Source organism: Trichocoleus sp. ST-U1, from assembly GCF_039961835.1.
Taxonomy (GTDB): domain Bacteria; phylum Cyanobacteriota; class Cyanobacteriia; order Cyanobacteriales; family FACHB-T130; genus FACHB-T130.
Window position 1 is genome coordinate 1 of sequence record NZ_JAMPJZ010000085.1, and the last position, 21,283, is coordinate 21,283.

A 21,283-nucleotide genomic window follows, 5' to 3' on the forward strand; every position below is an offset into this window, starting at 1 on the left:
TTTCTTGTTCGTATGCTTTGACTACTTTTTCTCGAAAGTCGATGGAGTAAGGTTTCATTCTACCTGTTCATGCACTGACCTTAATGTACTCTATATACCTGCAATCTGCTGTATCTTACTGCCACACGGCTGTCCGATTAACCGTTCCTACGAATCTTGACTCCTGATTTCGCTAGCTCTCGGTAAGGGCACGCGCATTCAAATACTGTTCGGTTAACTCAAATTTTGCACCAAGCCCTCAGAATGGAATTTTGCGGCGATTGCATTCCAAGTCCTAAAAGCGCGAACCAACCGAAAATCAAGGGTTCTGTAACCTGCTCCCGGCAGGTTTTCATGTGTGCTTGCTGTCGCTGTGCGGTGTCAACCGCTCAGTGGAGGGGTGTAGAGACGCATTAGCGAAATGGTGCATTCGTGCTGCGACACGTTAACGCAGTGCAGTGCCGCACCATTTCGCGTCTCTACCGGAGGTTACTGGTAGGCAAATGAGCTTATCCGAACCGGATTGCATGGGTATTGCCTGTGCCCCAAGCACATAGGTCTTTATTTAGGACTGGCTAAGTTCCAAACCATGATCTTTTGCATACCGTTGCATGAAGCGCATGAAGCGATCCCATTCTTCAGGAGACTTCATCAGGTAAGTTGCTTGGAGGTCTTTTGCTTGACCGTTGACGAATACGCCCTTGACTTCTCTCGTCAACAGTTCTCCTTCCTCGTCAACCATGTACATCCCAGTGATTTCCCCTGAGGTTTCGGTGTTAAAGGCGTTGGGACTTTCAAAATAAAACGTAGCGGTGCCATGAGCGCCACTCTTAGAGCGGGTTAGCTTTACATCCGGTATGACTTCTTCGTTGATCCCTCTGGAAAATTGAATTTGAGCCATAATTCTGCCACCAAGTTTTTATGATAGATAACTTAACATTTTCTCATTATTTAGAGCGGACTGGTTCAGCTTTCACGGGTGCTTTTGGGCACTTTAGTACCTCGGATGCCACCAAGAGACCTGAGTTAGACGAGCGATCAAGTTAGAATTAAGCATATTTCCCTAAAAATTGGCAGAAATAAGCTTTTTTAGGACGATTAGTATGGCTTAGTTTCTTAAGCTCAAAAATGCTACTTTAAGCGCTTCTAAAAGGGAAAATTAGCTTAAAATCACGGATGCGATCGCTTTTTTGGTGTGAGATGAATCTTGAATCTTTACTCCGACTCAATCGCCTAATTCGCGTCATCGGCTTCGATGATGCGCCGTTCGCACGCCGTAGGGGTGGTAGTGCCTCCATCGCTGGGATCGTTTGTGCAGGTACCCGCTTTGAGGGCATGGTGTGGGGAAAGGTGCGGCAAGATGGCTGGAATGCAACTGATACCGTTTGTAAGCTACTGCTCGGTAAAAAGTTCTTGCCGCAATTACACTTGGTGCTGCTCGACGGCATCGCTTTTGGTGGTTTTAATGTGATTGACCTTCCTAAGCTTGCCGAGCGATTGGAACTCCCCTGCGTTGCCGTGATGCGGCGTCAGCCTGATCTAGCCGCTGTCAAACAAGCCATTCACCACTTGCCACAGCCAGAGCGACGGCTCAAGCTTTTGCAGCGTGCTGGTGGAATTTATACCTTCCCGCCATTCTTTTTCCAAGTGTGCGGTGCTGAGCCAGACGTAACCGCTGCGGTGCTGCAACGTCTGACTGACTGCGGCAACGTTCCAGAGGCATTACGTCTGGCGCATTTAATTGGAGCAGCGGTGGTGAAGGGAGAAAGCGGACGTTCGGCGTAAGGATTTGGTAATGAGAGTTTTGAATTTTGAGTTTTGAGGCGAGCGAAAGTCCTTTAACTCAAAACTTTTTCCCAATTATCAAAAAACAACCATTAGGCGGGATGAAAGTAAAAAGCTGCTCCCAAAACGATGTAGGTTGCTAAGAGCAGTACGCCTTCTAACCAGTTAGAGCGTCCGTCTAGACTGATAAGATTGGCAACAGTGACAGCGATCGCTACCGCAATCACTTCAAAAGGATTGAAGTTGAGATCCATTGGTTGACCAATGACAACTCCTACCAAAACTAAAATTGGAGCCACGAGCAGGGCAACTAATAAACTAGACCCCATCGCCACAGAGACGGATAAATCCATATTGTTCTTGAGAGCGACGTTGACCGCAGTTACATATTCGGCTGCACCGCCAACGAGAGGTAACAGAACAACACCTGTAAATAAGGGAGTCAAACCCAGACCCTTTGTTGCTTCCTCCACAACTCCCACAAAAATCTCTGACTCAAAGGCAACTGCAACCGTAGAGGCTACTAACACACCAATCCAGAGCCAAAGATTCGGTTTGTGGGCAGTTGATTCAGCTTCAGAACCGATTGAATTTGGTGAGTCTAAATCGACTAATCCCACCTCGTAAAGATAGCTATGAGTTTTTAAAGAAAACAGTAACGTCAGAGCATAAACTACGATTAACACAGTGGCAACTGTGAGGGAGAGATTGCGAATTGCATCGAGTGGAACACCATTTGAGGTATTGATGACCGTCGTAGGCAAAATAAGGGCGATCGCTGCCAGCGTCATCGAGGAACCATTCACTCGCGCCACAATCGGCTTGAATTCCTGTTCTTTATAGCGCAGTCCTCCTAAAAGCATGGAAAGGCCCATGACCAGGAGTAAATTACTGATAATTGTTCCAGTAATACTTGCTTTAACAATGTCAACTAAACCAGCATTTAGAGCTGCTAAAGCAATAATTAGCTCGGTTGCATTTCCAAAGACTGCATTTAACAATGCACCAATCGAAGGCCCCGTAACGACGGCAACTTCTTCAGTCGCAGTGCTTAACCAAATTGCTAGGGGGACGATAGCGATCCCTGATGTAATAAAAATGGCAAGCGAACCCCACCCTAAATATTCAGCAGCAATTGAAATGGGTACAAAAATTAGCAGGACGTAAGAAATAATTTTCTTGATTGACATAGCGAATTGTGGCTGAAATTGCAGAGCATGATGAATTTTCCCACCCGATGAGACGTAGGAAAGTAGCAACGAGTTCTCCCCTGGATGGTTGAGACGAGTCATACTTTCACTGCTTGATGTCATCGAAAATTGGGCACCTCTCACCTCTGTAAGAATATCTGGAAACTTGTCAATTGCACCCTGTCGTTTCTCGTATGCTGATGTAGAAGCAGGAGGACTCGATGCCAAACGACAAACGAGAGGAAGGAAGAACCGCGCCTCGCCCCAATCGAGTGGGAGTTGCTCTGATAGCCGTCTCCGCAACGGGTTTTGCGACGCTGGCGATCTTCGCTAAGCTTGCCTATGCGGAAGGGTTAGATTTGTCCAGCACTCTGGCTTGGCGATTTACAGGCGCGGCAGTGGTACTCTGGGCGTGGCTGGTGTGGCGAGACGAGTGGCGCTTAAAACCGCAAGATGCGATCGCGTCTACCCTTTTAGGAGGCGTGGGGTATGCGATTCAAGCAACTCTGTTCTTTGGCGCTCTTGCTTATACCAGCGCTGGCGTTGCGGCTTTGTTACTTTACACCTATCCCGCCTTTGTCACTGTCTTGGCGTGGGTAATCGAAGGCGATCGCCCTGGGTTCTACCGGAAGATTGCCCTCGGTTTAGCCCTCACCGGCTGTTTGCTGACTGCCGATTTGGGTGGAACTACCGTGCAGCCTTTAGGGTTAGGGCTGGGGATCGCATCGGGAGCCTGGTACGCACTTTATCTAACCTTTGGGGCGAGATTAGTGCGATCGCTCTCTCCGGTGACAACCAGCGCCTATCTGTCTCTGGGAGCCGCTCTATCTTTTATGGGAGCCGCTTGTTTGGGGCGGGGGCTGATTTTCCCCCAAACAACTGTCGCCCTAGGGACAATCGCTGGGTTGGCAGCGATCGCCACGGTGCTGCCCATCATTACCCTGTTCGCGGGTATTCAGCGGTTGGGAACCTCCAGAGCTGCCATTCTCTCCACCATCGAACCCGTGGTGACGGTGCTGCTGGGAATCATTTTCCTAGGAGAGCAACTCGTAGGGAGACAAATATTGGGAGGGTTACTGGTAGTCAGTTCGGTGGTGTTAATTCAGGCGTTTCCTCAAGATTAGTCGCTTGATTTACCCTCGCAGGGGTCTTGACGCAATTTGATCCCTTTGCTAAGTTCATGGATGAATGGACTTATTGCATAAAACTTAAATAAAAGAGTGATAAGTTCCATAGCGACCTAGAAAAAACTGGCTTTTGCCAAAATTCTCAGGTACGCAGTAAATTCTCAAAATTAAACCAAATTAGACGCTTCCCCCTATGCTCAGCAGCAGTTTTTACTTTTATTGGTTTAGGACGGTTCACCGGCAGTGAATCCAGTGCCCGCATTGGAACCGCCCGGTGAACCGCAGAGTAAAATCTGCGGTTTTTTTGTTTTAAGGAGCAACTTTTCATGGTGATGACCTATTTCAGTAGCTGGTTTTATGGCTTTTATTTTTGGCCCACAAGTTCCGGGTAAATAGCGTCATGCCAATGAATCGTCTATAGCCCGGAACTAGAAAAGGTTCCGGGCTTTTTTGTCAACTCCCTCGCCCTACTCCCTCCTGCAAGGAAGGGTCAGAAAAATCTTTTAGCTTCAAGGAGACTCAAACCATGATTAACGCCAAACTTGCCTCGCAATCCCACGCCAATCACCAAACTACTGTCAAACTTTCCGAACAAGTTTCCATCGGTGGGACGGAACTTGCGATCATCGGTGGGCCTTGTACAGTGGAAAGCTTAGAACAGATGGAAACTGTCGCTAGCCAACTCGCCGCTGCACCCGTTCAGGCGCTGCGTGGCGGTGTCTACAAACCCCGTACCTCTCCTTATGCGTTCCAGGGAATGGGAGTGGAAGGACTCCAGATTTTGGCAGATGTGCGATCGCGTTATGGCATACCCGTCGTCACAGAAGTGATGTCAATTGGGCAAATAGAAGCTGTTGCGACTCATGCGGATATGCTGCAAATTGGGAGCCGTAATATGCAAAACTTCGATTTGCTGAAAGCTTTGGGACAAGCTGGCAAGCCAATATTGCTCAAACGTGGTCTAGCTTCTACGATTGAAGAATTTGTCATGGCGGCGGAATATATTTTAAGCCACGGCAATCCCGATGTGGTGCTGTGCGAACGGGGTATTCGCAGCTTCGATAACTATACGCGCAATGTGCTGGATTTAGGCGCGGTAGCTGCTTTGAAGCAGATAACCCACTTGCCAGTCATTGTCGATCCGTCTCATGCCGTCGGTAAGCGGGAATTGGTAGCACCTTTGGCAAAGGCAGCGATCGCCTGTGGTGCAGATGGCTTAATTATTGAGTGTCATCCAGAACCCGAAAAATCCGTTTCCGATGCTCGTCAGGCGCTTTCTTTAGAAGATATGGTGGAGCTCGTTCATAGTTTAAGACCTGTAGCCGCAGCGGTTGGGCGAAATATATCCGAAGTAGGGGCGGGTTTCAGTTTAAAACCTGCCCCTATTCATTTCTCTGCCAAGAAACCATGTGGACTAACGGCTTAATCCTATTGATTGATTCTGCCGCGATAGCAATCTTCTTTAAGTTATACGCGAGTATTCGCCCGCCTTGTAGAGACAAGGCGGGGGAGAAATCAGCAGGATTACATCACATCTTTATTTTTTGTTTTCACCCGCTCATAAAACTCCTCCATCACTTCAATAAAAGAACTATCTTTCTTCCAAAAAGGCGGAAAATCCCCCTGCTTTTTAATCAAAATTGCTGGCAAGCTTGCCAGCGATGCCACTTCAACAGTTTGAGGCAGTCGTTTAGTCCCCAGCCAAAATTCTCTATGATTTATCTTCTCCGTAACCGGGACTTTTTCCAGTGGAGTGTAGTAAGACGCGGAGGGTTCTAAAGGGATTTCTTTTGCTGTGAGTTCAGTGGATAAAACCTCTCCTAAAGGAGATTTTGCCAGTTCCGCTTGCAGTGCTTCTTTAGATAAGCCTCTGAGTTCAAACAAGAGAAACGGATTGTGGTCTAGTTGGGACGCTACCAAGTAGTAGACACCCGCGATGTGTTTGCAGGGATTGGCGTAATCTGGACAAGAACAATTGGTTTTAAAATCTTTGCGATTGTGGGGGAGAAGATGCAATCCTAGGTCAGAAAAAGCATCTTCAATATTATCGGGAACTTCATTCATCAATAGCTTGGAGACAAAGCTAGCTTTTGATGAAAGGTGTTTAATCGCCTTCGACCAACTAGATTCATCAATCGGTGTAATTTCAATATTGATAATATAGGTTGGCTCTTTATAAACTCCAAAATAGGGATTCACTGAACCTTTTACAACAGCATTAATTTCATTCTGGTCAATTTTGTAGTGGAGGACTTTCCCCCCATTCGCATAGGAACGTCCTCGTCCTAATCTCGCAGGATCGGTAAAAGCTTCTAAGGCTTGAATGAAGCGTTTTCCCCACCAGGTACGGCTAAATTGAGCCATGATTACTCCAAGATTGCAGCTTTGTTCAGTGAAATCAGTTGTTTAAAGGCTTCGTTATCAAGTTCTGTCAGCCAAGCTTCATCGGTACCGACAACAGCAGAAGACAGCTTTTTCTTATCTTCAATCATTTTATCGATGCGTTCTTCCAAAGTCCCAATTGCAATAAATTTGTGAACAAATACATTTTTATTCTGACCAATCCGAAAAGCTCTATCTGTCGCCTGATCTTCAACGGCGGGGTTCCACCAGCGGTCAAAGTGAAAAACGTGATTTGCTTTCGTTAACGTAATGCCAACTCCGCCAGCTTTGAGAGAAAGAATAAACACCGATGGTTCAGTTTCTGGGTTTTGAAATTCGGTAATCATTTGTTCTCGCTTGTTGCGGTTGGTGCCTCCATGAATGTAATAAGTGTTGTAGTGACAAGTATGCTTGAGGTATTTTTCTAGAGAGTCGCAGATTTCCTTGAATTGGCTAAAGATTAACAAACTTTCGCCTTCAGAAATGGCTTCCTCAACCATTTCTGCAAGACGGCTAAGTTTATGCGATCGCTCAGTTGAAAATTCGCTCCCATCTTGTAAAAATTGCGCTGGATGATTGCAGATTTGTTTCAGCCTCAGCAAGGTTGACAAAATTAAGCCTTTGCGCTGAATGCCTTCGGAATTATTAATTTTTTCGCTCACATCTTTAACGACAGCTTCATAAAGAGAAGCTTGTTCTTTCGTCAAATTGCAATATAGTTTTTGTTCAACTTTATCTGGCAGATCGTTAATAATTGATTGGTCAGTCTTGACTCGACGTAAAATAAAAGGCTCTACCAATTTCTTCAACGTCGTAGATTTTACCCGATTATTATCTTTCTGAATCGGAATCTCAAAACCTTTACGAAATTGTGCTTCTTTACCTAAATAGCCAGGATTCAGAAAGTTAAAAATCGACCATAAATCCAATAACCTATTTTCTACTGGGGTTCCCGTTAGTGCCAGTCGATGGTTAGCGGTCAATTTTAAAATTGCTTTAGTTTGAGCAGCTTTAGGATTTTTGATATTTTGCGCTTCATCCACTACCACTCGATGCCATTTCAGACTATGCAAAAGTTTTTCATCTTTCCGAGCTAAAGTAAACGATGTAATCACTACATCATGCTTAAGGCAGGTTTCTTTAAAATCAGCGACTTGTTGAATGCGGCTACTGCCATGATGCACCATTGCTTGTAGATGAGGCGCAAATTTTTCGATTTCTTTTTGCCAATTTCCAACAACTGATGTCGGTGCAATCAACAAAGTTGGTAAGATTGAATTTGTCGATTCTTTTTCATTCACCAGCCGAGCAATGACTTGAACCGACTTACCCAATCCCATATCATCGGCAAGACAACCATTTAGACCGAGCATTTCCAAATATTGCAACCAGGACACGCCGCGTTTTTGGTATTCGCGTAAATTCCCCTGCAACTTCGGCGGATTTTGAACCGGCTCCAGTCTACTTTTATCCTCCAATTTCGCCATCATTTCTGACAATGTCTGGTCATGCTCGACTTCAATATCATCCTCCGCTGCTGCGGCTAATTTCATGAAATCTAACAAAGTCATTTCTGGCTGTTCTTTAGCCTGAGATTGCCAGAATTCCAACATCTGCTGCATCTTTTCTTGGTCTAGTTCTATCCACTGACCGCGAAATTGCACCAGCGGCGTTTTAGCTTTGACGAGTTGCTGCCATTCTTTTTGAGTAACCGGCTGACCGCCAATTGATAGCTCGTATTGATATTCAACAATTGCATCTAAACTAAAGTATCCTTTGTTAGCAGCTTTGGATTTACCAACGTTTCGAGAAGACGTTTTTAGCCGAACTCTAGCTTTCCGACGACCATCCGGCGTCCACCAGGCGGGAACGATGACTTTGTAACCGGAATCTTCTAATACCCAGGCGCTTTCTTTGAGAAATTCAAAGGCTTCTTGCAGATTAAGTTGCAACCCGATTGGCTGGTCAGTTTCCAATCCCTGCCATAGTTTAGGGTACATCCGCGCTGCATATCCCAAATTCAAAAGCAGATTATTTTCAAAATCTTTGCCAAAGTATTTTTGAATATCTTTTTTACTTTTCTGATTCAGCCGCCAATAATCCCCTAAAGAAAGTTTTAAGGATGGATCTTGTTTGGAGTTAGCCAAGAAAACAATTTGCCAGTTATCTGTTTCAGAGTTAGCTTCTTTTAACTGAAAGCAAAGGTCAAAATTTCCCGTATTTTGGCTGCGGGTTAGTTTAGCTTTCCAGGCATACCATTGCTTGTATTCTTCTAAGGCTTTTTCGGTAGTTTGCGGATTCTTGCTGTCCGGATAGAAACAATCATAAAGGATGGTATCTGTAATCTGCTGATCGAATTTAGCAGTCGAGGGAGTATGGGTGACAATTTCATGCAACAGACATTCAGAAAAGTGACGGAGTAAGCTTTCTTTAGAAAAAAATTCTACTGTTGTCCTGGGTACGGAAGAACCGGCAACGCAGACTAGAGGCATATAGTCTGCATATCTTTGAATTAAGGTTTCGTATTTTTCAGAAACAATTTCCCATCCTGAATAAATTTCAAAGGAATTAGCGGTTTGCTTGCGTTTTCCTTTGGTTACAGCAGGAAGTTCTCGATATTTGAGGCTGGGAATATATTGGTCTTTGAATATAATTTGTTTAAATGCTTGGGTATAGTGATACCAAAATAGGAGGTCTGAACCGATAATAATTTCACCAAAGTTATGTAAAGCCAAGAAGTGAATATCGTTAAGCAGTTTAATAACATTATTGACCTTGGCATAGCTATAACTGCCGGTTTTTACCCTAGCGTTAACTTCATAGGTATCAATTTCCCAGTCCGTAAATTCTTCATAGTCTTCGTTAACTTCTTCTTCCAAATATTTAATTAATTCAGGAGAAGGAAGAGGCTGGTTGTTCGCGGTGGGAAGAGCAATGTATTGAGTAGAAATATTCTCGCTAATCTTATGATAGGGTGCTGTGGCGATTCCCAGTTCATTGCTTAGAAAAGCTTCCAAGTCGTCTTTGGCAAGATGGCTGGGATGGATGTTTTTTTGCGAGTTGCGGCGTTTTTTTAAAATTGGGGTTTCTACCCACAGGTAAAATGCACCTGTTTGTAGGAAATTAGCTTCTGCCTTAGGAATCCAAGTACCGTGGAGGATTTTCATAGGTAGATGCCTCAAGGAGAGTTTTCTCAAATTGTAGCGGGTTAAGGATGCGAACCTTTCGCAGAAGTCGTCCCTTGGGGACATTGCTTCTTATCTGTTGCAATTATTTAGCTATTTGCGTTCCTAGTGTCAAGTTTTCTAACTGGCTTATGGATTAAAAAATGTAACGGTAAAAGTTAAAATCCGAGTAAAAGAGAGCTTTCTACAAAAAACAAAGATTGGTCTTAGAAAGGCAGCCAATATGCTAAACGGTTAATTTCAGTTGTGGCTGAGACTTTTGGAGGGATTCACCCTCTTGTGAATAGGCTTGTACAGATAGCCGTCGTGGTTGCTGTATACACAGTTACAGCCCGGAACTTTCCCACCAGAGATAGATGTTAGCCATGCTAGTAGTTGCACCTACAGACTGACAGCGGTTCTACCGCTAGCACGACAACATTTAAATTGGCGATTGTTATTCTGATTAAGGAAAAAAACACCGGATGGGCGTTATGCCGCAGTGGCCCAGAATCGGACATCAAAGAAGAGCGACGTCAGATGTCCGAACGGTTTAAATAACAAAAGGCCTAGAAGGTGTGGAGTTTTTGTCGCTTCCTCCACTTTGTTACTACCGAGGGGAGGCGCAACCCTCCATCAGAGCGGTCTTAGGTAGTAAACGCTTGTGCTGTAACAACTCATTGTCTATGCAAAAAAGCCTTGACTCCTTTTGGAGTCAAGGCTTTTCTGTCTGATTATCTTATCTGCATCCTAAATGATTTGTGAAGGCGAGATCTGCGATTTCCAGACAGAAGTTGGGGATCTCAAGGGCTGGCTCATTACTCAAATAGAATTGCTATATATGCGATCGCTATTGGCAATTTTCTGTATTTCTTCAGCAATTTATTTTCGCTACCCTCAGCCCCTTTTTAAAATCTGTAGGCACAGCAGGCTCCCCAAACCTCTCTCCGACCCGGTAGAGGGGTTTTGAAGAGGAAGGGACTGGGTTAGATTTGCCAGGGCTTTGAGCGAATTAGAAAAACTTGCACCTGGCGTGGCTTATCTGGGAACAGGTTCATAGTTTGTTCCTTGCAACAATAATGAAACCAGCGGGGATGCCATGAGGGTAGTGATAATTGCCATAACGACCATGATGGTAAATAAGGTTGGAGTAATTACACCTTCCTCTAAACCAATGTTGAGGATAATTAACTCCATCAATCCTCGTGCGTTCATTAGCGCCCCAATGGTTGCGGACTCGCGCCAACTTTCACCGGCGAGTTTTGCTGCCAACATACAAGCTAGCCCTTTCCCCGCGATCGCTATCAGGATAATCAGTAATGCGATCGCCCAGAGTTGCGGCGTGTTGACTAACCCGATTTGCGTGTTCAGTCCGGAGAAAACGAAGAAAATCGGGAGCAAAAACGAAGTCGTCAAAAACTCCGTGTGGTGGCGCACTTGATCGGCAAATTCGCCCCGTGGCATCACCGTACCCAGAATAAACGCCCCAAACACCGCATAGATGCCTACCAAATCGGTAAACCACGCGCATACCATCAAAACGATTAATACTAATGTCAGGGTTTGCATCGTCACGCCCTTCTCTTGCTTCGTCCGACGTGCGAAAAAGGTAAATGCCGGTCGTCCGACGAAAATCATCAACAACACATAGCCAAAACCCCCGCCAATCGCAAAAGCGGCAATACTGGCGCTGCCTTTAATGCTGGCGAGTACAATCGCCAGCAAACACCATGCCGTCGCATCATCAATCGAACCTGCCGCCAGTGCCAGCGTGCCGAAGCGGGTTTTGGCGATGCCGCGTTCGTATAGCATCCGGGCTAGCATCGGAAATGCTGTAATTGACATGGATGCGCCCAGATATAAGGCTGCTGCCGGACGAGTAATTCCAGGTTTGAAGAGTTCGCCATTGCCGTACAACAACAAAGCTGCGATCGCGCCTAAGATAAAAGGAGCCAAAATTCCTGCCCCAGATACCAAACCGGCACTCTTGACTCGGCGCTTGATCAAATCGGTATTAAACTCTAAGCCGATCAAGAACATATAAATGACCAACCCAATCTGGCTGATGGCAAAGAGAATCGACATCGATGGGTTGGGAATTTTCGTCGCCGCATCAATCACAATCGGGGCTTTGGGGAACAGCCATTGCTGCACATCAGGAAGCAGCAGACCAAACAGAGATGGCCCTAACATCACCCCCGCGATCATCTCGCAGACAACATCGGTTTGACCAAAATAGCGCCGCCCAATCATCGACACAATGCGACAAGTAGCGAGAATAACGGTTAGTTGCAGCAATAACTTTAAAACGAGATCAAAATTCGACATCCTATGCCTCTGGGTCGGGAGTGTTGCGATGTATCTAGGAGTAAAGTGCTGAGAGTTTATATAGAATCAGCGCTTACATCCCGATTTCCGTACCCAAACTTTTTTCAGCAAGTTTTTGCAATATAACCTAGAAAGTTGCTCTAGGAATCTAGGGAATATTGTTAATGTGAGAAAATTTCACACCCCATTAGAATGAATACAGCATCAGTAAGCGGCTGTAAGACTTTAACCTGCTAAGCGTGCGGCTTTCTATTCAGAAAATACACCTTTTGGTATTAGGATTGGTTTACTGAGTTCTTCTCCTTCTGCCGTTAGATGCCTTTTCTAACACGGCTAAATTAAGGAAACTCCTCATGTCAGTCCCCAAAGATCCTCTTCAGCCAATAAAAAATCGACTTCTTGCCGCTTTGCCTGACGAGGAGTACGAACGTCTGGTTCCCCATCTAGAACCCGTCTCGCTCCCACTCAATCAAGTCCTCTACGAACTTGGCGTACCAATTGAATACGTTTATTTTCCCCAACAGGGAATTGTTTCTTTACTCAGCGTGCTGGAAGATGGCTCGACTGTGGAAGCTGGAATGGTGGGTAATGACGGAATGGTAGGTCTCCCCATAATTTTAGGAGGCAACAAAACGAGCAACCGAGCGTTGGTGCAGGTCGCAGGCAATGGCATGAGAATGAAGGCAGAGCAGCTCAGATCCGAGTTTAAGCGGGGAGGGGTACTGCAAAGCCTGCTGTTGCGCTATACGCAAGCACTGCTGACTCAGGTTTCTCAAGGAGTCGCCTGCAACCGCCTGCATACGATAGAAGAGCGACTTGCCCGGTGGCTGCTAACCGTTCAGGAGCGCGTGGAATCAGACCAGTTTCCCCTCACTCAGGAATTTATCGCCCAGATGTTGGGCACGCGCCGTTCTGGCGTCACGGTGGCGGCTGGCACCCTCAGCAAAGCGGGAACGATTCGCTACAGCCGTGGCAAAATCACCATTCTGAATCAAGGCGACTTGGAAGCGATCTCCTGCGAGTGTTATGGAATTATCAAAGCCGAGTTCGGTCGGTTGCTTGGGACGGAACACCGTTAGATGGCGTTGTACTAGATGGTGTTGCCCTAGATGCTGTTGCACAACTGCGGCTAGGATTAATGATTGGGCGAGCGTTGTATATAGGGTTTCTCTTTTGGATGCAATAGATTCGGAACCTCACCCCCAACCCCTCGACCTTCACGGAGAGGGGAGAATATTCAACCCTGGGTTCACGAATAGCTATCAAATTCATTCTTCAAGCGGGCGACGCTGGGTAAATGGCGGATAAATTCTTTTTAAATTGTTTGTTTTCTCGTATGTGCGAAAGCGGACAGACGGCGTTTGCGATCGCGTTTATTGTTTAGATAGTACCAAGTGTAACTTGAGCTGAAACTGTCATTCTGCGCGGTTTCCTAAGCGCTACTAAGGGGAGCCAAGCACAAAGCGCACAATCGTAGTACATGGTGAGATGCTACCGTCACCATCACAAGAGACAGTTACACATCATTAGATAGACAGCTTTGAAGCTCCCTCGTGTTGCCAAGTATGAAGGCGAAGATGGCAACTGACAAATGTGATGAGTCTCAGCAAAGCTGAGCTAAAAGGGGTTTTTGACCACAAAACATGACTAGATGCCGATAAATCTTGTAGGTTTCCCTAAATATGTGCGAAACCGGACAGACGTTACTGTTACTCGCGTTTATACTTGAAATAGTCGAGTATTAAGTTCCTCTCGTGTCCCTTGTTGTCTCCTTTAATAGACGACTGAATTAGGGAGTTTCCATCTGTCAGGGTCAAAGGAAATAAGAGGTGTAAAATGAATAATTTAACAAGAATGCCTTTTACATATAATGATACGAACCAAGAAAAACTTTGGGGAAATGGTTGGAATAAACTAACTCCAAAGCAGAAAGAATTGGTTTCAGAAATTCTTAGGAATTTAAAACAAAGAAGCCTAGAAGTCTGGTAGTGCGACTCCCTGTTAAAAATAGGTGGATAATTATCTTTCAGAGTGCCTTGTCCTCAAGGTTGGTTGCTTTGATACCAAGGGTCTAAAAACCTCTTCATCCTTTGGAATATCTGTTACTGTTTGCTCTACTTTGTGAGGATGAATCTAGAAGCATTCACCGCTAAAGTAATTACAGCGATCGCAATTTATCTAGATGATGCTAAATATCAAAAAAATAAACATCAAAATCCCGCCTTGCCCCGCAAGCGGGGCAAGGCGGGATCGATTTAGGACAATTGCTAAAAAATATACCTCTACTTGACAGGTCGCTACACTTTTACTTGTATAACGATAAATGATGCCAATATCACAATCAACTGCCTATACGACTCCGCCCCGGACTAAAGCAGCTTATGAGTTAGAAGCTTTGCTGGACTACATAAAGCGAAGTCGTGGTTTTGATTTCACCAGCTACAAGCGTCCTAGTTTGATGCGTCTGGTAATGAGCCGGATACAGAAAGTGGGGATCGACAGCTGTACAAAGTATATTGATTACCTAAAGGCGCATCCCCAAGAATTTACTCACCTATTTAACACACTTTTAGTCAATGTTACTTCTTTCTTCCGCGATCGCTCAGTTTGGGATTATTTGTCTCACGAGCTGATCCCTCAGATCGTTGCGAAGAAGGAACCAGACGAACCGATTCGAGTTTGGAGTGCTGCATGCGCTTCTGGAGAAGAAGCTTACTCGTTAGCAATCATCCTTGCGGAGATACTGGGAATCGAACAGTTCCAGGCGCGGGTCAAAATCTACGCCACAGATATCGATGAGGAAGCTCTTAAGCAAGCTCGTCAGGGAACTTATACGGCTAAGGAAGTTGCGGGGATTCCTCCCGCTTTGTTAGAGAAATACTTTGATAGCACTCCTAACAGCTACATTGTTCATAAGGAGTTGCGTTCTGCGCTACTGTTTAGTCGCCACAACTTGATTGAAGATGCGCCCATCTCCCGTCTCGATCTGCTGATGTGCCGCAACGCCCTGATGTATTTTAATCCCGAAGCCCAACGAAAAATCCAGTCCCGCTTTCACTTTGCGCTCCGGGATAGTGGCTTTCTCGTATTAGGTCATGCGGAGGGACTGCTCAACAGCCCTCAGACTTTCAGCACCGCAGATTTGAAGCGGCGTGTTTATACAAAGACGCCAAAGGTAAATGTGCATCTGAATGCATCTGAGGTGCAGGACTCCAAACGCGATCGCATCCGCCAAGGTGTCCAGACTAGCCAAGGTGTCCAGACTAAAGGTGTCCAGACTAAGGGAGAGGAGTTGCGATCGCTTACCCAGACAAGCCCTGAAAAGGCAGTGAAGCCTCTAGAAAAGCAACCCTCATACTTCCAGCAAGAGTTGCAGCAAGAGTTGCAGCAAGCGTTCCAGCAAGTGTTCCAGCCAGAGTTCCAGCAAGTGTTTCAGCCACAGGTAAAACCCAAGCAACCCTCGTCTACCCATCAAGCGTTAACAACCGAGCAGACACAACTCCTGGTGCTTCAAGAAGAGCTAAAAACCGTTCAACAAGAACGTCTGGATCTCAAAAAACAGTTGAACAGGACTCAAGAGGAACTCCAGTCCACCCACGAACAACTACAGACGATGAATCAGGAGTTGCAGTCTCTCAGTGAAGAACTGTACCAGCGCAACGAAGAACTCAATCAAGCCAAAGCTTTGTTAAAGAAGATGACTCAACCTAAATTTCATGGAGTCGCCTAGCGCGTTGTGTCCCTCTTATCGCACTTCTCGTTGGGATGCAGTGCAATTTAACCCCATCGCGGTCCCTTTCCACTTGTGGAGATCGAGTTGGGGGTGAGGTTAGGAGTGTGTATTGCAACAAAGTGGCGCAAGTCTAAACAGAGGGATTTCTCGGTGACGCTGCAAGCCCACACGATAGCGCTATTCTTTGTGTAGGTAGTTTACACCTAGCCCATCGCTACTAAATCATGTTCGAGCGGCGCACTGCGATTTCTCTATCGAATATCCTGCTAATTGTCGTCACTAGTTTGTTGGGAGTGTTGCTATGGCAGCTGCGGAGTCTCCTAGTCATCCTCATGGTTGCCGTAGTCATCGCAGCAACGATTTCCCCCCTCATCGACAAGGCTGAACGCTTGCAGCTTCCCCGGTGGTTGGCGGTCATTGTTGTTTATGTAACGCTAATTTCTGGCATCGTTGGGGCGGGATTGATTATTGGCCCTACCGTAGCCGCGCAGATTCAACTGCTTGCCGTCAATTTGCCAATATACATTGAAAATCTTCGGGCACTCATTCAGAAAATTGTAATCAGTTACAACGACGAGCGACCCGATTTAGTCAACCAACTCCTTGATACCCAAGCGCTAACTAGGTGGGTGTTTAGTTCCAGTCAACAAGTCCTGCTGCGCTCTTACGACATCACCAAAGGAATTATTGGCGGCGTTTTTAGCTTAATTTTGGCTTTATTGATTTCCGGCTATATGGTGGCGGGTAGTCAAAACCTGGTTAAAGGTTTGGTGCAGCTATTCCCGTCGCCTTGGGATGAACGTCTGGAGGCTCAAGTGGCACCGATGAGCCAGCGGATGGGGAATTATATCCAAGGTCGAGTTGCGGTTTCAGGGATTTTAGGGGTAGCGATTACCCTTGGCTTAGGTTTTTTAGGGCTATCAGAGTTTGCACTCGGACTTGGCGTGATCGCTGGTTTCACCAATTTGATCCCCTTTGTGGGGCCAGTTTTGGGAGCAGTTCCGGCTCTCATCGTGGCAGTTTCTCAAGGAGGGTGGACATTCCTGTGGGTGCTGTTGTTGTTCGTGATTATCCAGAATGTGGAAACGTATGTACTCGATCCGCTACTGGTAGGTTCTTCTGTGAAAGTCCATCCTTTGTATCAACTGCTGGCGGTGCTGGGAGGAACGCAAGTTTTAGGCATTCTTGGCGCGTTGATTGTTCCTCCTTGGGTGGCGGGTGCGGCTGTCCTGTTGGAAAATCTTTACTTAAAACCTAAATTGATAGCAGAAAATAAAGCGGGTGTTATCGTCGAAGCCTCACCTGATTCCACCGCTATTCCCCTCAAATCTTCAACAATGAAGTAGTCAATTCTGGGTCGTTTTTTTAACTTTGCTTACCTCTGCATTCTTTGCTGAACTCGGAACCTCACCCCCAACCCCTCTCCGTTCACGGAGAGGGGAGAATATTGAACCCCTCTGGGTGAAGGTCGAGGGGCGGGGGTGGGGTTAAACTTTACTGCCTCCAATAGAGAATTGCTATTCGCTGGATCTTGCATCCCTCTTAGGTTTCGTCTTATCAAACATAAAGTTTTACGACAGGTAGTTGATTTGATCGGCAAAAATTCCGTAGCATTTGTTACAGAAATGTTTTGAAAATAGCTTATCAGTGGAGGCTCTTAACTGCGACGGAGAGCAGTCAGCCAACTCTGAGTGCTGTTATCGCTATTGGAGGGGAAACAGATATGACATTGAATTATTGCGTACTTCCTTTGCTGTCTCGGACTAGAAGCTGGGCACCTCAAACCAATCGAACCCAGTCTCAGATGGATTATCAGGATTCGACTTGGGTACAGTTGCTAGAACTTCCCAACCCTTATAGCCACGATGAAGCGTTGCTACTTTGCCAGCAGTCTGAGGACGAATGGGTAGCATGGATTCCGGATCATGGTGAAGCGGTGCTGCATACAAGCCAGTTTATTAGAGTTCGTTAGAAGGATGCGAGTAGAGCGATCGCTACGCTTTATGCAACGCAACTCAATAAGCGATCGCATCACCTCCAACTCCTCTTGTTAAGGCACGAACCGCCCTAAAATGCCTTTCGCAATCTTTCTATCCCTCGGATTGGAAGAAAGCAAGCCCAACAACAATTGACGAAAAACCCAACGCCTCAGCAACGGCAAAAATAACAGCGACAGACGCTTAAAGCCTACTTGCAAGAACCATGCCATCGCCGCCGATGCTAACAGCGTCCAGAAATTTAGGCGTTGTAAGTTAGAGATAACTGTCGCCGCCGTCGTTAGCAACGAGAGCATCCAAGATAGCCCATTTAACCATAAGGCAATCTTGAGCTGTAGCTGATTGAGCAGTTGATCGATTAGCCAGTGGTGAGCAGTTGCGATCGCTAAACACCAAATAGAATCTTTAAGACAATCGTGGCGAATTTGGTGAATGATATCTCCATCGAGAGCGATCGTACTCTGCATGACAAAGTTTTCCGCTACTGACTCTCTACTCTCCGCTTTATCGTAGTGAGTGCAGAAAATCAGCCCAGACTGCAAGCAGCTTCCCGCATCTACTAGCGCATAAGAACGCAACTCTGCTAGCAAACGCCGGGAAATGGATAAGTTTTGTCCATTGGTTCTCGCTTGCAAAATTTGATCGAGGATGTTTTCATCTAAGTTGAATCTGATGAAATGAGACACTAACTGTCCCTTCGCGTCTTTGACTTCCTCGATTTGAATGCATGAATCTAAATTAAGAGGTTGCCTAAAGGAACCTGATAGATAATTTCCCACTCCTTCTCAGCTCATCTTTCCTATTTTTTGCCTATTTTTTTGGATCGGTTTTTTCAGGATTAATTGCGGTTTTTGAATAAATTTTTCATTGAGGAACTGCCTTGATTGACCAACGATTCCACTAAATTCACCATAAATTCTAATAACCCATGCCACTGTTTTTCACCCGCAGTAACACCCTGTCTGTGGATATCTAAAATGATATCTTTATGCTCGTGTTCAAAAAGCCTCTGGTGATAGCGGTTGATAATATCTCCATCTAACTGAATGATTGATTGGGCATAAATCATATCGGTTGTTACTTCTTCAACCGGGTCTAATGCTTGCGATGCTTCGCTTTTTTGCAAAGACTTATTCCGATTATCCAGGGCTGCTTTTAGCTCATCAACCTTCCGCAAGCTCCGTAAAAATCTACTGTCATCGAGTAAGTTTTGAATCTTGTTAATCTCAACAGCCGGATTCGCAGAAGGACTCAGCGGGTTAGGCAGTTTTGTTTTTTGAATATCTAGTTCTGCTGTGGGATCGCTGAGAACTCGGACATATTCCCTGAGCTGTGAAGCATCCTGTTCTAAAAGTTTCTCCTCAAGGCAATATAGGCAATACTCTGTCTCGATTTGTTTACGCAGACTCAGATACCGAGACCATAGAGATGGATGGATTCCTGCCCTTTCCAAATAGGTTGTGGAAATTGGGTAAATATCTCGATACGCTTCCCAAGGAATAAACTTAGTCCCGCTAATATGATCCACGACCATTGTATTTACTTCGAGAGCCGTGATGTCGATTAGCACATCGGTCAGAGACTGCAAAAAGTTGTTAAAATTTTTCCGCAGGTTGGGATTAATCTCGTTGCTGTTGGTATCTGGTGTATTGACCATCGTTGTATGAATCCAGTTTGGTTTTAATGATTATTTGGAGGGTGGTGGAGGCGATGGATTGTCAAATTCGTTTTCATCTTCTTCAAATTCATCAAACTCATCAAACGGCTTTGGCGGTGTTTGTGAAGGCGGTGTTTGTGAAAATAAAGCCTCTTCAATGTTGACGGGCGATCGCGTATCTGACATCGGTGGAGAAGGCTGGGAAGGCTCCACGGGAGTGTCTCCAAACAAAACCGCTATGGGATCTGAAATGCCGCTAGGATTGCTGCTGATATCGGGCGTCGTTGACGGCTCCTCATCTTCTTCCCAGCCATCGTCATTGTCATTCCAGTCCTCATCTTCAACAGGCGCAAACCTCGCTGAGAAGGGGTGTGTCGGTTCCTCCTCCACTTCCACTTCTTCCCACTCCTCCTCGGTTCCCCAGTTTACCGCCGAGCCGAATTCCGGCGTCCACCCTGGCTCAAACGGCGGTTCCTGGATGACGGCTTCTTCCGGCTCCTGGGCACTCACGGCTGGCTCTACAGAGGTTTCTGGGGTCACTGGGGGCAGGAAATCCGGGGGAAGCGCCGAGCCGAATTCCGGCGTCCACCCTGGCTGAAACGGTGGTTCCTGGATGACGGCTTCTTCCCATTCCTGGGCACTCACGGCTGGCTCTACAGGGGTTTCTGGGGTCGCTGGGGGCAGGAAATCGGGTGTGACGGATGGTGTGGGTGCAATGGCAGGAACGGTGTCAATCTCCACGCGGGGGTCAAATGCGATCGCATCAGTTGGCGACCCCTCAACAAGCAAAACTTCAGGCTCAATTGTCACGATAGAAGCTGCGGTTTCGTCTGGCGGTAGGCGAGGATCAACTCTAGACTTGTCTGGAGGAATCGGGGCAGCTTTAGGATTCTGGTACCCGACTCTTAGCAACATCCCAAATAACTTTTGCAAACTCTTGAGATTGTCGTTGATAATCACGCGGCTTTGCTGAACTTGCTCTAGATGGAATTGTCGCAGTTCGCTATAGGGGCCACTGTTGAGAAAGCGATCGCCAATCTCGTTGGTGATGTCGCCCTCAACGATATTAATCCGGGTCTGCATCCGCGAACCTGGTTGAGGCTGTTCTTCGCTTGTCCTGTCATCTATGTCGGTAGAGCTAACCCAGGTGGTGATTTCTAACTCAATCGCTTCACTGAGTGCCGTAGAAAGTGCCTCAACAATTTTGCCAGCTTTGAGTTGTTGTTTGAATTTATCGCTTGCCGCCATAACCAAATTTCCAGCCAATTGTGAGTTGTCAATAGAAAGAGGACTGAGGACTGAGGTTTGAGGACTGAGGACTGAGGACTGAGGTTTGAGGACTGAGGACTGAGGACTGAGGTTTGAGGACTGAGGTTTAAAGCAACTAGGGTACAAGCCTTTTCAAAACGGAAATTAGAGGCGCAGTTTGTTTCAAGTTGATGTAGCCCCAAAGAATAAAGCGTCCTGATTTCAAGCCCCTATTTTTAAGTCTGGGGTATACTCAACACTCAAAACTCAGTCCTGAAGAGAAGCTTAACCTTTGACTTGCATTTATTTTGGCTCTCAAGTGTTCTGACTCTTAAGGATTATCTGAATCGATAGGAGGTAAAACTTGCTGTGGATTTGAACGCGCTCGCGATCCTGGTATCTCAGACAGCGTGTTCGTTAAAACTGTAAACAGCTGTTGCAAGTTTGCCAGGTTTTCCTGAATAATTTCCCGACCTTCGTGAACTTGCTGGAGGTGAAATTCCCGCAATTCGTTGTAGGGGCCGCTATTTAGAAATTCGCTGCCGACTTCATTTTCTATATCACCATCCACAATGTTGATGCGGGTTCGCATACAGTGACCGGGTAAAGGTTGACCGGATAAAGATTGGTCTGTCCTCACCCCAGGCGAGGCATCTGAGTCAGCCGATGAAACCCAGGTGGTGATTTCTAACT

The 21,283-nt window shown here is 46.1% G+C and carries 19 protein-coding genes; 10 read left to right on the forward strand and 9 right to left on the reverse strand.

What is annotated here, in order from left to right:
• Positions 1-544: 544 nt before the first annotated feature.
• The gene (gene psb28, locus NDA06_RS21990) at positions 545-880 is read right to left on the reverse strand and encodes a photosystem II reaction center protein Psb28 (RefSeq protein ID WP_190414836.1); all 336 of its coding nucleotides are present in this window, start codon (positions 878-880) and stop codon (positions 545-547) included.
• A 299-nt stretch (positions 881-1,179) separates the two neighbouring features.
• Here psb28 and NDA06_RS21995 point away from each other — a divergent pair, with 299 nt between their 5' ends.
• Complete coding sequence (locus NDA06_RS21995; RefSeq protein WP_190525116.1) at positions 1,180-1,764, forward strand: DUF99 family protein; 585 nt, start codon at positions 1,180-1,182, stop codon at positions 1,762-1,764.
• A gap of 92 nt (positions 1,765-1,856) precedes the next feature.
• Here NDA06_RS21995 and cax read toward each other — a convergent pair whose 3' ends face one another.
• On the reverse strand, positions 1,857-2,954 hold the full coding sequence (gene cax, locus NDA06_RS22000; RefSeq protein WP_190415026.1) for a calcium/proton exchanger: 1,098 nt from the start codon (positions 2,952-2,954) through the stop codon (positions 1,857-1,859).
• Positions 2,955-3,175: 221 nt separating this feature from the next.
• Between cax and NDA06_RS22005 the strand changes: the two genes are divergently transcribed.
• Entirely contained in the window at positions 3,176-4,078 is a 903-nt protein-coding gene (locus NDA06_RS22005; protein ID WP_190987045.1) for an EamA family transporter, read from the forward strand.
• 529 nt (positions 4,079-4,607) lie between these two features.
• On the forward strand, positions 4,608-5,507 hold the full coding sequence (aroF, locus tag NDA06_RS22010; RefSeq protein ID WP_190525079.1) for a 3-deoxy-7-phosphoheptulonate synthase: 900 nt from the start codon (positions 4,608-4,610) through the stop codon (positions 5,505-5,507).
• A 98-nt stretch (positions 5,508-5,605) separates the two neighbouring features.
• Here the strand turns inward: aroF and NDA06_RS22015 are convergent, their stop codons facing one another.
• Both NDA06_RS22015 and NDA06_RS22020 read right to left on the reverse strand, forming a co-directional pair.
• Positions 5,606-6,445 (reverse strand): SWIM zinc finger family protein, encoded by an 840-nt coding sequence (locus NDA06_RS22015; protein ID WP_190987046.1) that lies wholly within the window; start codon positions 6,443-6,445, stop codon positions 5,606-5,608.
• A 2-nt stretch (positions 6,446-6,447) separates the two neighbouring features.
• Complete coding sequence (locus NDA06_RS22020) at positions 6,448-9,630, reverse strand: DEAD/DEAH box helicase (protein ID WP_190987047.1); 3,183 nt, start codon at positions 9,628-9,630, stop codon at positions 6,448-6,450.
• Between the two features lie 393 nt (positions 9,631-10,023).
• On the opposite strand from NDA06_RS22020, the gene NDA06_RS22025 reads away from it, so the two are divergent.
• Positions 10,024-10,188 (forward strand): hypothetical protein, encoded by a 165-nt coding sequence (locus NDA06_RS22025; RefSeq protein WP_190430771.1) that lies wholly within the window; start codon positions 10,024-10,026, stop codon positions 10,186-10,188.
• 477 nt (positions 10,189-10,665) lie between these two features.
• Here the strand turns inward: NDA06_RS22025 and NDA06_RS22030 are convergent, their stop codons facing one another.
• Positions 10,666-11,955 carry a cation:proton antiporter gene (locus tag NDA06_RS22030; protein ID WP_190987048.1) on the reverse strand — a complete coding sequence of 430 codons (1,290 nt, stop codon included), beginning with the start codon at positions 11,953-11,955 and terminating at the stop codon, positions 10,666-10,668.
• Positions 11,956-12,308: 353 nt separating this feature from the next.
• On the opposite strand from NDA06_RS22030, the gene NDA06_RS22035 reads away from it, so the two are divergent.
• The 6 genes from NDA06_RS22035 to NDA06_RS22060 all read left to right on the forward strand — a co-directional run bounded on the left by NDA06_RS22035 (position 12,309) and on the right by NDA06_RS22060 (position 17,660).
• Positions 12,309-13,034, forward strand: a complete 726-nt coding sequence (locus NDA06_RS22035; RefSeq protein WP_190987049.1) for a Crp/Fnr family transcriptional regulator — start codon at positions 12,309-12,311, stop codon at positions 13,032-13,034.
• 757 nt (positions 13,035-13,791) lie between these two features.
• Positions 13,792-13,944 carry a hypothetical protein gene (locus NDA06_RS22040; RefSeq protein ID WP_190414825.1) on the forward strand — a complete coding sequence of 51 codons (153 nt, stop codon included), beginning with the start codon at positions 13,792-13,794 and terminating at the stop codon, positions 13,942-13,944.
• Positions 13,945-14,082: 138 nt separating this feature from the next.
• Positions 14,083-14,214 carry a hypothetical protein gene (locus NDA06_RS22045; RefSeq protein ID WP_277878397.1) on the forward strand — a complete coding sequence of 44 codons (132 nt, stop codon included), beginning with the start codon at positions 14,083-14,085 and terminating at the stop codon, positions 14,212-14,214.
• A gap of 64 nt (positions 14,215-14,278) precedes the next feature.
• Entirely contained in the window at positions 14,279-15,685 is a 1,407-nt protein-coding gene (locus NDA06_RS22050; protein WP_199324104.1) for a protein-glutamate O-methyltransferase CheR, read from the forward strand.
• A gap of 227 nt (positions 15,686-15,912) precedes the next feature.
• Positions 15,913-17,034: an AI-2E family transporter gene (locus NDA06_RS22055; protein WP_190986011.1), complete on the forward strand. Its 1,122-nt coding sequence runs from the start codon at positions 15,913-15,915 to the stop codon at positions 17,032-17,034.
• Positions 17,035-17,411: 377 nt separating this feature from the next.
• Positions 17,412-17,660 carry a hypothetical protein gene (locus NDA06_RS22060; protein ID WP_190430724.1) on the forward strand — a complete coding sequence of 83 codons (249 nt, stop codon included), beginning with the start codon at positions 17,412-17,414 and terminating at the stop codon, positions 17,658-17,660.
• A 78-nt stretch (positions 17,661-17,738) separates the two neighbouring features.
• On the opposite strand, the gene NDA06_RS22065 is transcribed toward NDA06_RS22060, so the two are convergent.
• The 4 genes from NDA06_RS22065 to NDA06_RS22080 all read right to left on the reverse strand — a co-directional run bounded on the left by NDA06_RS22065 (position 17,739) and on the right by NDA06_RS22080 (position 21,275).
• Entirely contained in the window at positions 17,739-18,371 is a 633-nt protein-coding gene (locus NDA06_RS22065; protein WP_190986012.1) for a hypothetical protein, read from the reverse strand.
• 152 nt (positions 18,372-18,523) lie between these two features.
• Positions 18,524-19,342 (reverse strand): hypothetical protein, encoded by an 819-nt coding sequence (locus tag NDA06_RS22070; protein ID WP_190433960.1) that lies wholly within the window; start codon positions 19,340-19,342, stop codon positions 18,524-18,526.
• 30 nt (positions 19,343-19,372) lie between these two features.
• Positions 19,373-20,737, reverse strand: a complete 1,365-nt coding sequence (locus NDA06_RS22075) for a hypothetical protein (protein ID WP_348251853.1) — start codon at positions 20,735-20,737, stop codon at positions 19,373-19,375.
• Positions 20,738-20,921: 184 nt separating this feature from the next.
• Complete coding sequence (locus tag NDA06_RS22080) at positions 20,922-21,275, reverse strand: hypothetical protein (protein WP_348251854.1); 354 nt, start codon at positions 21,273-21,275, stop codon at positions 20,922-20,924.
• Between the last annotated feature and the right edge of the window lie 8 nt (positions 21,276-21,283).